At 58.6% G+C, this 13,645-nt stretch carries 11 protein-coding genes and 1 pseudogene; 8 read left to right on the top strand and 4 right to left on the bottom strand.

All coding sequences use genetic code 11. The features are described from left to right. Window positions 1-93: 93 nt before the first annotated feature. On the bottom strand, window positions 94-651 hold the full coding sequence (gene puuR, locus SERRSCBI_RS15975) for an HTH-type transcriptional regulator PuuR (RefSeq protein ID WP_042785044.1): 558 nt from the start codon (window positions 649-651) through the stop codon (window positions 94-96). A 395-nt stretch (window positions 652-1,046) separates the two neighbouring features. Between puuR and SERRSCBI_RS15970 the strand changes: the two genes are divergently transcribed. Both SERRSCBI_RS15970 and SERRSCBI_RS15965 read left to right on the top strand, forming a co-directional pair. Beyond that, the gene (locus SERRSCBI_RS15970; protein ID WP_042785043.1) at window positions 1,047-2,465 is read left to right on the top strand and encodes a glutamine synthetase family protein; all 1,419 of its coding nucleotides are present in this window, start codon (window positions 1,047-1,049) and stop codon (window positions 2,463-2,465) included. A 535-nt stretch (window positions 2,466-3,000) separates the two neighbouring features. Then, window positions 3,001-4,368: an APC family permease gene (locus tag SERRSCBI_RS15965; RefSeq protein ID WP_025303526.1), complete on the top strand. Its 1,368-nt coding sequence runs from the start codon at window positions 3,001-3,003 to the stop codon at window positions 4,366-4,368. A gap of 70 nt (window positions 4,369-4,438) precedes the next feature. Here SERRSCBI_RS15965 and sbcB read toward each other — a convergent pair whose 3' ends face one another. Both sbcB and SERRSCBI_RS15955 read right to left on the bottom strand, forming a co-directional pair. Beyond that, entirely contained in the window at window positions 4,439-5,866 is a 1,428-nt protein-coding gene (gene sbcB, locus SERRSCBI_RS15960) for an exodeoxyribonuclease I (RefSeq protein ID WP_033643788.1), read from the bottom strand. A 90-nt stretch (window positions 5,867-5,956) separates the two neighbouring features. Further along, on the bottom strand, window positions 5,957-6,145 hold the full coding sequence (locus SERRSCBI_RS15955; RefSeq protein ID WP_033643787.1) for a DNA polymerase III subunit theta: 189 nt from the start codon (window positions 6,143-6,145) through the stop codon (window positions 5,957-5,959). A 518-nt stretch (window positions 6,146-6,663) separates the two neighbouring features. On the opposite strand from SERRSCBI_RS15955, the gene SERRSCBI_RS15950 reads away from it, so the two are divergent. Then, window positions 6,664-7,773, top strand: a complete 1,110-nt coding sequence (locus tag SERRSCBI_RS15950; protein ID WP_033644325.1) for an SDR family oxidoreductase — start codon at window positions 6,664-6,666, stop codon at window positions 7,771-7,773. 36 nt (window positions 7,774-7,809) lie between these two features. Here SERRSCBI_RS15950 and SERRSCBI_RS15945 read toward each other — a convergent pair whose 3' ends face one another. Continuing rightward, window positions 7,810-8,556, bottom strand: a complete 747-nt coding sequence (locus tag SERRSCBI_RS15945; RefSeq protein ID WP_033643785.1) for a helix-turn-helix transcriptional regulator — start codon at window positions 8,554-8,556, stop codon at window positions 7,810-7,812. 176 nt (window positions 8,557-8,732) lie between these two features. Between SERRSCBI_RS15945 and SERRSCBI_RS15940 the strand changes: the two genes are divergently transcribed. The 5 genes and pseudogenes from SERRSCBI_RS15940 to SERRSCBI_RS15920 all read left to right on the top strand — a co-directional run bounded on the left by SERRSCBI_RS15940 (window position 8,733) and on the right by SERRSCBI_RS15920 (window position 13,617). Then, the gene (locus tag SERRSCBI_RS15940; protein ID WP_042785041.1) at window positions 8,733-9,500 is read left to right on the top strand and encodes an N-acetylmuramoyl-L-alanine amidase; all 768 of its coding nucleotides are present in this window, start codon (window positions 8,733-8,735) and stop codon (window positions 9,498-9,500) included. A 94-nt stretch (window positions 9,501-9,594) separates the two neighbouring features. Further along, window positions 9,595-10,662: an FUSC family protein gene (locus tag SERRSCBI_RS15935; RefSeq protein ID WP_033643781.1), complete on the top strand. Its 1,068-nt coding sequence runs from the start codon at window positions 9,595-9,597 to the stop codon at window positions 10,660-10,662. A gap of 160 nt (window positions 10,663-10,822) precedes the next feature. Beyond that, window positions 10,823-11,140 carry a PTS system regulator TmaR gene (gene tmaR / locus SERRSCBI_RS15930; protein WP_004935612.1) on the top strand — a complete coding sequence of 106 codons (318 nt, stop codon included), beginning with the start codon at window positions 10,823-10,825 and terminating at the stop codon, window positions 11,138-11,140. A gap of 355 nt (window positions 11,141-11,495) precedes the next feature. Beyond that, window positions 11,496-12,562 (top strand): annotated as a pseudogene (locus tag SERRSCBI_RS15925) (alcohol dehydrogenase catalytic domain-containing protein). Between the two features lie 137 nt (window positions 12,563-12,699). After that, window positions 12,700-13,617, top strand: a complete 918-nt coding sequence (locus SERRSCBI_RS15920; RefSeq protein WP_016927010.1) for an ABC transporter substrate-binding protein — start codon at window positions 12,700-12,702, stop codon at window positions 13,615-13,617. Window positions 13,618-13,645: the final 28 nt, after the last annotated feature.

Genomic DNA, 13,645 nt, shown 5'->3' with positions numbered 1-13,645 from the left:
GCCGTTGGCAACCAACAAAATGGCATAACGGCGATGAAAGCGTGGGCGGACAGGGGCGCAACCCGCGTCAGGCTGCGCCGGAGCGATAAACGGTCAGAAGGTGGTGGGGGTGTGTGCGCTGACGATGCGGCAGATGCGCGCCGACGTATTGCTGAAGCTGTGCGGAATGCCGGTGTTGATGGCGTAGCTCTGACCGGCGGTCAGGCAGTAACTCTGGCCGTTGATGGTCAGCACGATCTCGCCCTCCAGCAGGGTGCCTATCTCTTCGCCCTGATGCTTGATCTTTTCGCCGGTGGTGGTGCCGGGCTGGTAGGTTTCCAGCATCATCGCCAGGTTGCGCGTCGGGCTGCCGTTGTGCACCAGCTTCATCGACACCCCCTGGCTGCCGATCTCAATCAGATCCTCGGCGTCGATCACCACGCGCGGCTCGTCGACGGCCTCCGGTTCGGCAAAGAATTCCGACAGTGACAGGCCATACACCTTAAGCAACTTTTGCAGCGTGCTGATGGCCGGGCTGACTTTGTCCTGTTCGATGGTGCTGATCGCACTGTGGGTTAACCCGGACAGTTCGGCGACCCGGCGCTGCGACAAACCCAATTTCTGGCGGATCTGCGACAGGCGTTTGCCCGGTGCCAAGCTGGCTTCGCTCATAGCGGTACTTCCTTCTGGTAAGGGCGACAGGCTGAAATGACGATCGGTATCGGGCGCCTGCCTGGTCGATAACGATGCTGCATGATATCGGTAGTTAGGGTAGGTTTGGAAAATATATTGCCCATGCTCACCGTCGGCGCGGCGGACAAAATAGTTGACGTGAAAATGGCATCAAGGCCTTTTTCGGTCAATATTTTATCAATTTAGCAGCCGGTGGCGAATAATCAAACAGGATTGTAACATTTGCAAACCCATTCTGTTAAGACTATGTTTCATGTTGTGGATGTTATTTTGAGCGCCCGCAGCGGCGCGACCTGGCGAGAAATCCAATCATGTGTTGAATCGAACGGCGGACGGGCGCCAACGCGCCTTAAGAGCATAATGGCGGGTGACGTATGCAAACCAATAGCGCAGCAGTTGAACATTTTGCACAGCATCATGAAGAGAGGCGAAGTAGCGCGTTCCAAAATGAGGTCGCTCATTATTTGGAACGCCATCCCGCCACGCAGTATATCGATATCCTTCTCACCGATCTCAATGGTTCCTTCCGCGGCAAACGCATACCCGTCTCAGGGTTGAAAAAACTGGAAAAAGGCAGCTACTTCCCCGCGTCGGTGTTCGCTATGGATATCCTCGGCAACGTGGTGGAGGAGGCCGGCCTTGGGCAGGAACTCGGCGAACCGGATCGCGTATGCCTGCCGGTGCTCGGTTCGCTGACGCCGTCGGCGGCCGATCCGCAGCACATCGGCCAGGTGCTGCTCACCATGCTGGATGAAGATGGCACTCCCTTTGACGTTGAACCCCGCAATGTGCTGAACCGCGTGTGGCAGGCGCTGCGACAGCGCGGCTTGTTCCCGGTGGCAGCGGTAGAGCTGGAGTTTTATCTCATCGATCGGCAGCGCGACGCGGAAGGCGATTTGCAACCGCCGTGTGCGCCCGGCACGCAGGAGCGCAACACCCAAAGCCAGGTGTACTCCGTTGATAACCTGAACCATTTCGCCGAGGTGTTGAACGATATCGACGCGCTGGCGAAGCTGCAGGGGCTGCCGGCGGACGGCGCGGTGGCGGAGGCCTCGCCAGGGCAGTTCGAGGTCAACCTGCGCCATACCGACGATATCTTGCAGGCCTGCGACCACGCGCTGGCGCTGAAGCGGCTGGTGCGGCTGGTGGCCGAGAACCACGGCATGCACGCCACCTTTATGGCCAAGCCCTATGAGGAGTACGCCGGCAGCGGCATGCACGTGCACGTCAGCATGCAGGATGGCGCGGGCAACAACCTGTTCGCCGACGGCGAAGGCGAGGATTCGCCGCTCTTGAAACAGGCGCTGGCCGGGATGATCACCCTGATGCCGGCGTCGATGGCGCTGTTGGCGCCGAACGTCAATGCCTATCGGCGTTTCCAGCCGGGGATGTATGTGCCGATCCAGGCCGCCTGGGGCCACAATAACCGCACCGTGGCGCTGCGCATTCCCTGCGGCGAACCGGAGAACCATCGGGTGGAGTATCGCGTGGCCGGCGCCGACGCCAATCCGTATCTGGTGATGGCGGCGATCCTGGCCGGCATGCTGTACGGGTTGGACAACCTACTGCCGCTGCCTGAGCCGGTGACCGGCAACGGGCTGGAGCAAGAGGGGCTGCCGCTGCCGATCCGCCAGAGCGACGCGCTGTACGAGTTTGAACATCAGCACGCGCTGACGCACTATCTCGGCGAGCGTTTCACCCGCGTTTATCACGCCTGCAAGACCGACGAACTGCTGCAGTTTGAACGGCGAGTGACGGAAACCGAGATCGACTGGATGTTGAAAAATGCCTGAATAGGCGTATAAAGTAAGAGGTATGTGCGGGCGACTGGCCTGCCGGCAGCGGATTAATTCGCCTGCCGGGCTGGTTTTCCGTGCGATCGACAAAAAGAATTTGTATTTGAGGGTTTCCGGATCTTGTCATTCGGAGGCATTCTGGTGCAAAATATCTCAAATGCAGATAGCCGACGTTTTGAAAGCGTCGGTTATTTTTTTTGCATTATGTTTTACCAACGTAGCGTTTCATACACCAAGCGAGGCCGGACACCGATCCGGATAGATAAATAGTTTCGTGCACGATCAAACAAAACTTTATGGTCGTGACTCATGAGGATTAGAAAGATGGGGCAATTTTTCACTTTAGCGCCGGTGCCCGCCGGTTTCCGCTGTGGCCGCAGCGACTATGGAGCAGCCGAGGTTACCTCGACCCGTTATCCAGCTTACAACCCCCTTCTTTTAGAATTAAGTCGCTCGTTGCGAAGTTTCCCCGCAACCTTAAGTCTTGGCGTGTCCGCCATCCGCAAGGCTCAAGGTAAGGGGGGGCTGAACAATGTCCGATAACACCATCAACGCCGCTCCGGCTCAGCGCACTCAGCTGCGTAAAACCCTGACTTTAGTTCCGGTAGTGATGATGGGCTTGGCTTACCTGCAGCCAATGACCATTTTCGATACCTTCGGCATCGTATCCGGCCTGACCGATGGTCACGTCGCGACCGCGTACGCCTTCGCTCTGCTGGCGATCCTGTTTACCGCCCTGAGCTACGGCAAGCTGGTGAAGAAGTTCCCTTCCGCCGGTTCCGCCTACACCTACGCCCAGAAAGCCATCAGCCCGCACGTCGGCTTTATGGTGGGCTGGTCATCGCTGCTGGACTACCTGTTCATGCCGATGATCAACATTTTGCTGGCCAAGATTTACCTGGAAGCGATCTTCCCGGGCGTACCGTCCTGGATCTTCGTGGCGGTGCTGGTCGGCTTGATGACGATTTTCAACCTGCGCGGCATCAAGCTGGTGGCTAACCTGAACTCCATCATCGTGGTGGTGCAGGTGGCGATCATGATCGTGTTCCTCGGCCTGGTGATCAACGGCATTTACCACGGCGAAGGCGCCGGTACGCTGGTCAGCAGCCGCCCGTTCTGGTCCGATAACGCTCACGTGGTGCCGATGATTACCGGCGCGACCATCCTGTGCTTCTCGTTCCTGGGCTTCGACGGCATCAGCTCGCTGTCCGAAGAGACCAAAGACGCGGAAAAAGTGATCCCGAAAGCCATCTTCCTGACGGCGCTGATCGGCGGCATCATCTTTATCGTGGTGTCTTACTTCGTGCAGCTGTACTTCCCGGACATTTCGCGCTTCAAGGATCCGGACGCGTCGCAGCCTGAAATCATGCTGTACGTGGCGGGTAAATTCTTCCAGTCGGTGATCCTGGTGTTCTCCTGCGTGACGGTATTGGCGTCGGGCATGGCGGCACACGCGGGCGTTTCGCGTCTGATGTATGTGATGGGCCGCGACGGCGTGTTCCCGACTCGCTTCTTCGGCTATGTGCATCCGAAGTGGCGTACCCCGGCGCTGAACGTGCTGCTGGTAGGCGCCATCGCGCTGTCCGCAGTGTCGTTTGACCTGGTGACCGCGACCGCGCTGATCAACTTCGGTGCGCTGGTGGCCTTCACCTTCGTTAACCTGTCGGTGATCTCGCAATTCTATATTCGCGACAAGATGAACCGCACCGTGAAGGACACGTTCAACTACCTGATCCTGCCGGTGATGGGCGCACTGACCGTCGGCGCGCTGTGGATCAACCTGGAAGCCAGCTCGATGACGCTGGGCCTGGTTTGGGCGGCCATCGGCCTGATCTACCTGGCCTTCGTCACCCGCAGCTTCCGTCTGCCGGTGCCGCAAGCGAGTGAAGACGCCGCCTAAGCGCGAGCCGTCTCCTCAGCCACAAAAAAGGCCGCTTTCGCGGCCTTTTCCTTTTCTGCTGCGGCGGATTTTATCCCACCAACTCTTTGCCGTAATCGAACAGCGCTTTCAGCAGGGCGGTTTTCTCTTTGTCGCCTTCGTGCAGGTTATACAGCGATTCGAGCTGCAGCAGATAGCTCTGCACGCGCTCCGCGCTCAAGGCTTCCTGACGATGTTGCAGCCAGCGGCGCTGCTCGGCGTCGTCCAGCGTATTCGGGTAGTTGCGCGCGCGGAAGCGGAACAGCAGCTCTTTCATGCGGCCGTCGCTGAAGGCCAGATCCAGCGCCGGCAGGTTCTGCGGCTTGGTCTGCTGGATAATCCTCATCGCCGCCTTGTCGGCGTCGCTGAAGAAACCGTCGTACAAGCGGGCGTCGACGTCCTCGGAACCTTTGAACGGCTCGGCTTCGGCGAACAGCGCGACCACTTTCTCGCGCACTTCCGGATGCTGTTTCAGCAGCTGCAGATTTTGCAGGCACGCCTGACGATCGATGCCCAGCCGCTCGGCGTTCTCCGGCAGCAGGGTTTTGGCCGGCGCCAGCACCGGGCATTTGTTGATGTGCACCAGCTTGATCGGCACCGGCGCCTGATCCGGCGCCAGATCGTCGCGGCGGGTGTACAGCCGCTCACGCAGCTGCTCGGCGCTCAGCGTCAACAGCGGCGTCATGTCGCCGGCCAGATCGCACATGATCACCGCGTTCTTGTTGTCCGGGTGCCAGGCCAGCGGCGATACCCAGCTGGTATTGCCGCGCGCCGCGCCGAACATGCCGGAGACGTGCACCAGCGGCGTCATGTCGGCGACGTCGATCAGGGCGTTCAGCTTGTGTTTATTACGGTGCTGCAACAGGAAATCGAACAGCCGCGGCTGCGCCTGCTTGACCAGCTTGGCCATGGCGATGGTGGCGTAAACGTCCGACATCGCATCGTGAGCCTGCGTGTGCTCGACGCCGTTGGCGCGCGTCAGGTGTTCCAGGCGGAAGCTGGGGAAACCGTCTTCGTTTTCCGGCCAAACGATGCCGTCCGGGCGCAGAGCGTAGCAGGCGCGCATCACATCCAGCAGATCCCAGCGCGAGTTGCCGTTTTGCCAGCTGTAGGCGTAGGGATCGTAGAAGTTGCGATAGAAGATATTGCGGCTCACTTCGTCATCGAAGCGGATGTTGTTGTAACCGAGAATGCAGGTGCCGGCCACGCTGAAGGCCTGATGGATTTGGCGGGTGAACTCGGCTTCGTTAACGCCTTTGGCGCGCGCCACCTGCGGCGTGATGCCGGTGATCATCACCGCCTCCGGTTCCGGCAGGTAATCGTCGGCCGGGGCGCAGTAGATGACCAGCGGCTCTTCGATAATGTTGAAATCCATATCGGTGCGCACGCCGGCGAACTGCGCCGGGCGGTCCAGCGACGGGCTCTTGCCGAAGGTCTCGTAATCGTGAATGTAAAATGTGGCCGTTGCCTTGCTGCTCAAAATCGCGTCTCTTCAGTGGCGGATACAATATGCCTCTATTGTAACGGCGTGGGGAGCGATGCCAAGCGGCGGTTAGCGAAATGCGCGCAATTACGCACGGCGATAATAATTCAGCCGTTGATGAAAGTAGGGGAGCAGGTGGTCGGGGACCTGTTGTTCTGTTTCCGCCTGAGTGGAGGCGATGCCGTAGCGTTCGTTGTAGATCACGCTGATGGCCAGCAAATCGGTTTCTATTTTCTCGCGTTGCGCCTGCGGTAAGCTATCCAGCTTTCGAGCCATCGTTATCTCCCTGTTAACCTTAGGGCATAATAGGATCGTTAGCGGATATTGTCCCTACCCATTCCGGGGGGCAGTCGACGCCTGAGCGCCGGGTTGCGCGCAAGGCGCCTGGCCGTGGCGGGCGGCGAACTCGCTCTCTGCGTGATGTGCCTGGAAGCGATCCACGCGTTGATAAAGCGAACAGGCGCCGCCGATCACCGCCACCCAAAACAGGGTGCATAGCAGCAAAACCCCCAACCAGATTTTTGGTTATAGGTCATAAGTCCTCCACGGACGCTAAGAGAAATAACATTGACCGTTAAATTAAATCAGGGGTTACATCAATGGTATTTAAACAGTAGGGATTAATCGTAATCTTGTCCCGACTCTTTTGTTACTAAACCCATGATGGATGTTTCAAAAGATTCCTTAAGATAATATTAAGAAAAGTGTTTAAGGGCGCCGTAATTCTATTTAATAATTGTTTAATTATCCGCAGATACAATCTTCCACATTCAATGCCAATGTGGGTGACAATTATGAAAACGCTGCTGTTGACCGGCGCTACCGGCTTTCTCGGTGGTGCGGTTCTTGAAAAATTATTGATTGAAAATCAGTCTATTAATTATCTTTTACTGGTGCGCGCCGACGATGCGCAGCAAGGGCTGGCCCGTATTCGCGCGAATATGGAAAAATTTAATATCGACGCGAATCTGCTGTCTAAAATTACGATAGAAAATATATTGTTGGGCGACCTTTCCGAGCCGGCCGACTTTTTAACTGACGCACGCATTAACAAAGTCACGCACGTTATTAACTGCGCGGCCGTTGCTTCTTTCGGTAATAACCCGCTCATTTGGAAGGTAAACGTAGAAGGCACACTGGCCTTTGCCGAAAGAATGGCGCAGGTGCCGGGATTAAAACGCTTCCTGCACGTCGGTACCGCCATGTCCTGTTCGCCGGAGCCGGGTTCGCTGGTGTCGGAGAGCGGCGAGTTTGAGGAAGACGCCGAGCACCTGGTGGAATATACGCGTTCCAAATCCACCATCGAACAGCTGATGCGCCAGCGCTGCCCGCACATGCCGCTGACCATCGCCCGTCCGTCGATCGTCGTTGGCCACACTCGCCTGGGCTGCCAGCCTTCCAGCAGCATTTTCTGGGTGTTCGGCATGGCGCTGATGCTGCGCAAGTTCATGTGTTCGCTGCAGGACAATATCGATGTGATCCCGGCGGACTACTGTGCGGATGCGTTGGTGATGCTGATGAACAGCGAAACGCTCGAGAACGACGTTTATCATATCTCCGCCGGTGAGGAGAGCAGCGTCAGCTTTGCCGAAATCGACCGCGCCATGGCGGCGGCGCTGGAAAAGGCGCCGGTGGGCGATGAGTATGCGCAGGTGACGTATGACGCGCTGGTGAAAATGCGCCGTCAGCTGAAAGACATTTTCGGCCCGTGCAACGAGCGGCTGATGCTCAAAGCGATGCGCCTGTACGGATCGTTCGCCATGCTCAACGTGCGTTTCAGCAACGAGAAAATTCTCAAGCTGGGCATGCCGAAACCGCCGCGCTTCACCGACTACATCGCCGGCTGCGTGCAGTCGACCCGCGGGCTGTCCATTCAGCAGCAGATGGTGGTGGACTTCAAATAACCGCCGGGCGCCCTGGGCGCCCGACGCTGTGGTCCGTTACCAGGACGAAGATGACCAGAAGACGCGGCCGAGCACCACCAGTTGCTCTTTGCGCTGCTGATAGCTGAGATGCTCGTCCTGGTACTCTTCCCGGTTGAGGGAGCGGATGATGACGCCGCCGTCCGGCTGCTCGATAAGCACCTTCACCCGCAGCAAATTGCCGTGGCGGATGGCGTAGGTCTTGCCCTCGCGGATGCGCGTGTCGTCGGTGTTGATGCCGACCACGTCGCCGTCCTGCAGGCGCGGTTCCATGCTGGAGCCGGAGATGCGGATAATGCGCGCGGCGTTGACCGCCACCCCCATCTTGTGCAGATAGTAACGGCGAAAGATCAGCGAAAACTCCTCGCGATCGACGATTTCGTAGCAGCCGTCGCCGGCGGAAAAATCGATATCCAGCAGCGGGATCTCCACAAACTCTTCCTTGTCTTGTTCGGTATCTTCCCATACCACCGGTTTCAAGCGGGCGGGTTGGAAGTCCGACTCCGCCGCCACGTTGTCAAACGGGCGCACCAGCTGCTTTTCATGAAACACGTCGAACCAGCCCTTGGGCAAATTCAGCTTGGCCTCGATCCGCCTGGCCAGATTGTCGCCAAGATTGCGGGAGGATTTCTCCCCGATGATTTGGCTCAGCGTCGGCGCGGAAGACTCAACCAGCGTGGCGAATTCATTCTGGTTGACGCCTTGCCGGGCGTAGCGGGCCATCAATTCGCGCAGATTGTTGCGCCTGATTTCTTTAGTTTCCATCGTGCAATGATCGCACTCTTTAGCAAAAAGGTAAATAACGATTTTGCTAAAAAATACTTGCGCATGATTTAGCAATTAGCTAAAACAAAAAGGGTGGGCCAAGGGTTCACCCGTGCGGGGCGGTCTGTCATGATGAGGGGCCGCTCAGTGAAATCAAACGAGAGAGGGACTTTACGATGTACAAGATTGATTACAATAGCTACCGATCGGTCGCCAGCTTCGGCCACCGCGTGCGCTTTCTGGTGCTGCACTACACGGCGCAAAACTTCGCCGACTCGGTGAAGTCGTTGACCGGAAAATCGGTCAGCGCGCACTATCTGGTGCCGGATCCGACCGAGGCGACCTATCAGGCGGCCGGCTTCAGCGGCGTGCGCATCTTCAACCTGGTGGACGAGAATGAGCGCGCCTGGCATGCCGGCAGCAGCCAATGGGGCACCCGCAGCAATATCAACGACACCTCGATCGGCATTGAGATCGTCAACCTGGCGAGCGGCGACGGTGGAAACATCACCTTCCCGCCGTTCAATCCGCAGCAGATCGAGGCCGTCACCCAGCTGGCGCAGAACATCCTGCAGCGTTATCCGGACATCTCGCCGGTGAACGTGGTGGCGCACTCCGACATCGCGCCGGGCCGCAAGAGCGATCCGGGCCCGCAGTTCCCGTGGCAGCAGCTGTATCAGGCCGGCGTCGGCGCCTGGTATGACGAAGCGACCAAGCAGCAGCGCCAGCAGGAATACTGCAGCCAGGGCCTGCCGACGCAGGCCGATCTGCTGAAACTGTTCGCCCAATACGGCTACGACACCTCGGCGGCGAACACCGCAGAAGGCTATCGCCAGCTGGTGCGCGCGTTCCAGCTGCACTTCCGTCAGCAGAAGTATGACGGCGTGATGGATGTTGAAACCGCCGCCGTTCTGCGCGCGCTGGTCGACAAGTACGTCGCCTGAGCCTGAAGGTGAATGGGGGACGCCTCATTCGCCTTTTCCTCGCCGGGCTTCCTCCGCTAAAATAGCGGCCTGGTTGGTCTTTATCGGAGGCACTGTGCGCCTCGATCGAAAAATCTCTTCCCTTGAACTGCTGACCTATCGCCACTATCGCATCGTACACGGCGTGCGCATCGGGCTGGCGTTTATCCTGACCTTTCTGCTGATCCGCCTGCTGGCGGTGCCCGAAGGCACCTGGCCGCTGATCACCCTGGTGGTGGTGATGGGGCCGATCTCGTTTTGGGGCAACGTGCTGCAGCGCGCGCTGCAACGCATTGCCGGCACGGTGTTCGGCGCCGCCTCCGGCCTGATCGCCCTGTATCTGGAGCTCTATTCGCTGCCGCTGATGCTGGTTTGGTGCGGCGTGGTGATGTTCGTCTGCGGTTACCTGACGCTAGGCAAACGGCCGTATATGGCGCTGCTGGTGGGGATCACGCTGGCGGTGGTGTGCGGCGCGGGCGCCGGCGACATGCACACCGCGCTGTGGCGCAGCGGCGACGTGATCTTCGGCTCGCTGTTGGCGCTGCTGTTCACCAGCATCTACCCGCAGCGCGCCTACATTCTGTGGCGCATGCAAATGGCGGACTGCCTGCAAACCGCCGCCCGCCTCTACGGCGCGTATTTTTCGCCGAACGTTATCGAGCGGCCGCGGCTGGAGCCGCAGCTCAAGGATCTGTTGAATCAGGTGGTGAAGCTGCGCAGCCTGATCGTGCCCGCCAGCAAGGAAACTCGCATCCCCAAAGCGGTGTTCGAAGCGGTGCAAACCCTCAGCCGCAATCTGGTGTGCACGCTGGAGCTGATGGCCGATGCTTACTGGGCCTCGCGCGAAACGCACTTCATCATGCTGAACGCCCGCACGCTGCGCAGCACCCAGCTGCTGACGCTGAGCTCGCTGGAGTCGCTGGCGGTGCTGATGCGCGAAGGGCCGCAGGCGCAGCGCCAGGCGGCGGCGGGGCAGCTGGCGGAAATCGCCGGCGAGCTGAAAACGCTGATGCAGGAAGTCAGCGTCGGCCAACACGGCGAAGCGCCGATTTACGGCTACGTTTGGCTCAGTATGGAGCTGGCGCAGCAGTTGGAAGAGTTGGGGGATTTGCTCCAGGTTTGCACCGCCGCCGGGCGCGAATAAGGGGTCAGATCATGAAGGCGGCGCTTTGGGTTTTGGCCGTCGGGGCAAAGTGGGTAAGATAAACCAATCACTGTTGTGCCGGACCGCCACAAACCTGTATCTTGGTGCCATGTGGCCGTAAGCAAATGAATCTGTGTATTACTAAAGCAAGGGTATAAAGATGGATAATGCAAATAAGCCGAGTTTCCAGGACGTGCTGGAGTTTGTGCGTATGTTCCGCCGCAAAAACAAACTGCAACGCGAGATCGTCGACAACGAAAAGAAAATTCGTGATAACCAGAAGCGCGTGCTGCTGCTCGACAACCTGAGTGAGTACATCAAGCCCGGCATGAGCATTGAAGACATTCAGGGCATCATCGCCAACATGCGCAGCGACTACGAAGATCGCGTTGATGACTACATCATCAAAAATGCCGATCTGTCCAAAGAGCGCCGCGAGCTGTCCAAAAAGCTGAAAGCGATGGGCGAAGTGAAGTAACCCGCGTTATCGGGCCGGGCGCGATGCCTGGCCCGCATTCCTGCCAATCATTTTCTTCCCGCCGTTTCGATCATCTCCCGATCCTCACCGATCCTGTAAATGGGATCGCGATCCGCATTTGTAGCATTTTTAGCCGCAATGTTAACGAACTGTGATTTTGCTCAAACAATTCTTTTTGCAGCTTTGGTTATATGTCGATCAATGTTCACGTTGTCATTTTGAGTTTTCGGGATGTGTGATGATTAATTCATTGAAATTTAACATGTTGTGTCTTTGCTCATTTTTTGTTGAATAAAAATGACAACGTCAACATTAATAAAAATTCAAGCGTTTAACGAATGTATTGGAGGAAGAGATGAGCCAGTTGCCGGAAAAAATGCGCGCGGTCGTTTGCCATGGCCCGCAGGATTATCGTTTCGAACAGGTGCCTACGCCGCTGCCGAAGGCTCGCGAGCTGGTGATCAAGGTGGAAGGCTGCGGCATTTGCGCCGGCGACTGCAAATGCAAGAACGGCGCGCAGATGTTTTGGGGGAGAACCCGTGGGTTAAACCGCCGGTGGTGCCGGGCCACGAGTTCTACGGCCGCATCGCCGCGCTGGGCGAGGGCGCGGAAGGCAAATACCGGCTCGGCGAGCGGGTGATCGCCGAGCAGATCGTGCCGTGCTGGGAGTGCCGCTACTGCAAATCCGGCAGCTACTGGATGTGTGAGACGCATAACATTTACGGCTTCCAGAAAGACGTGGCGGAGGGCGGCATGGCGGAGTACATGCGCTTTTCCGAGAACGCCATCGTGCACAAGATCCCGGAAAGCCTGAGCCATGAAGACGCGGTACTGATCGAACCGATGGCCTGCGCCATCCACACCGTGGCGCGCGGCGACATCCAGCTGGACGACGTGGTGGTGTTGGCTGGCGCCGGGCCGCTCGGGTTGTGCATGGTGCAGGTGGCGCGCCTGAAGACGCCAAAGAAACTGATCGTGATCGACGCCATCGACGAGCGACTGGCGCTGGCGAAGGAATTCGGCGCCGACGTGGTGATCAACCCGCTGAAGGAAGACGCCGACCAGATCGTCAAATCGCTAACCGGCGGCTACGGCTGCGACGTGTATATCGAGGCCACCGGCGCGCCGATCGGCGTCACCCAGGGGCTGCAGATGATCCGCAAGCTGGGTCGCTTCGTGGAGTTCAGCGTGTTCGGCAAGGAAACCACCGTCGACTGGTCCATCATCGGCGATCGCAAAGAGCTGGACATTCGCGGCGCGCACCTGGCGCCCTACAGCTACGAAATCGCCATCGATCTGTTCGAACGCGGGCTGGTGACTTCCAACGGCGTGGTCACCCACAGCTATTCATTGAACGACTGGGACGAAGCCTTCGCCCTGGCGGACTCGACCGACTCCATCAAGGTGATCCTGGTTCCCTGACCCTCCCGCCGTACCGCTGTTGCAGTCACGACCGCCGGCCCGTTCCGCAACGGAGGGGCCGGCCGGTCGGCCAAACGTAAAGACATGCTGTTGCTCTGATAACCACAACAAGAAGCTTCCCTACAGGAGAATTGGCTATGTTTTCATTATTCAAAAAGACCCTGCCTTTTATCGTCGCCGGTGGAATGTTGGCGGCCAGCCAGGTGGCGCTGGCCAAGCAAATCACGATCGGTATGTCGTTCCAGGAAATGAACAACGACTACTTCGTCACCATGAAGCAGGCGCTGGATCAGGCGGCGGCGGATATCGGCGCCAAGGTGTACGTGGCCGATGCGCGCCATGACGTCGCCAAACAGATCGGCGACGTGGAAGACATGCTGCAGAAGAAGGTGGATATCCTGCTGATCAACCCGACCGATTCGGTGGGGGTGCAGTCGGCGGTGATCTCCGCCCATAAGGCCGGCGCGGTGGTGGTGGCGATCGACGCGCAGGCGGAAGGGCCGCTGGACTCGTTCGTCGGATCGGAAAATTACGACGCCGGCTTCCAGGCGGGCGAGTACCTGGCGAAAGCGCTGGGCGGCAAAGGCAAGGTGGCGATCCTCGACGGTATCCCGGTGGTGCCGATCCTGGAGCGCGTGCGCGGCTTTGAAGCGGCGATGAAAAAATACCCCGACATCAAGATCGTCACCAAGCAAAACGGCAAGCAGGAGCGCGACACCGCGCTGACCGTGACCGAAAACATGCTGCAGTCGGCGCCGGATCTGGCGGGCATCTTCAGCGTCAACGACGTCGGCGCGCTCGGCGCCCTGGCGGCGATCGAAAGCAACGGCGCCAAGGTCAAGCTGGTGAGCGTCGACGGCCAGCCGGAAGCCATCAAAGAGATCCTCAAGCCGAATTCGCCGTTTATCGCTACCTCAGCGCAGTTCCCGCGCGACCAGCTGCGCATCGCGCTTGGCATTGCGCTGGCCCGCTACTGGGGCGCCACGGTGCCGAAAACCGTGCCGGTCAAAGTGAAGCTGATCGACCGCAGCAATGCGGCCGGCTTTAGCTGGTAACAGCGGCCAGGTTCGCCCCGCTGCGGCG

This window comes from Serratia sp. SCBI, from assembly GCF_000747565.1.
Classification (GTDB): domain Bacteria; phylum Pseudomonadota; class Gammaproteobacteria; order Enterobacterales; family Enterobacteriaceae; genus Serratia; species Serratia ureilytica.
The sequence above is the reverse complement of the archived record's forward strand: the minus strand, read 5'-3'. Positions and strand labels throughout refer to the sequence as shown.

Bases quoted from the DNA above. Each gene is read 5' to 3' on its own strand.
- puuR (WP_042785044.1), bottom strand. From the start codon at position 651: ATGAGCGAAGCCAGCTTGGCACCGGGCAAACGCCTGTCGCAGATCCGC.
- tmaR (WP_004935612.1), top strand. From the start codon at position 10,823: ATGGATAATGCAAATAAGCCGAGTTTCCAGGACGTGCTGGAGTTTGTG.
- SERRSCBI_RS15950 (WP_033644325.1), top strand. From the start codon at position 6,664: ATGAAAACGCTGCTGTTGACCGGCGCTACCGGCTTTCTCGGTGGTGCG.
- SERRSCBI_RS15940 (WP_042785041.1), top strand. From the start codon at position 8,733: ATGTACAAGATTGATTACAATAGCTACCGATCGGTCGCCAGCTTCGGC.
- SERRSCBI_RS15920 (WP_016927010.1), top strand. From the start codon at position 12,700: ATGTTTTCATTATTCAAAAAGACCCTGCCTTTTATCGTCGCCGGTGGA.
- SERRSCBI_RS15955 (WP_033643787.1), bottom strand. From the start codon at position 6,145: ATGGCTCGAAAGCTGGATAGCTTACCGCAGGCGCAACGCGAGAAAATA.
- SERRSCBI_RS15945 (WP_033643785.1), bottom strand. From the start codon at position 8,556: ATGGAAACTAAAGAAATCAGGCGCAACAATCTGCGCGAATTGATGGCC.
- SERRSCBI_RS15965 (WP_025303526.1), top strand. From the start codon at position 3,001: ATGTCCGATAACACCATCAACGCCGCTCCGGCTCAGCGCACTCAGCTG.
- SERRSCBI_RS15970 (WP_042785043.1), top strand. From the start codon at position 1,047: ATGCAAACCAATAGCGCAGCAGTTGAACATTTTGCACAGCATCATGAA.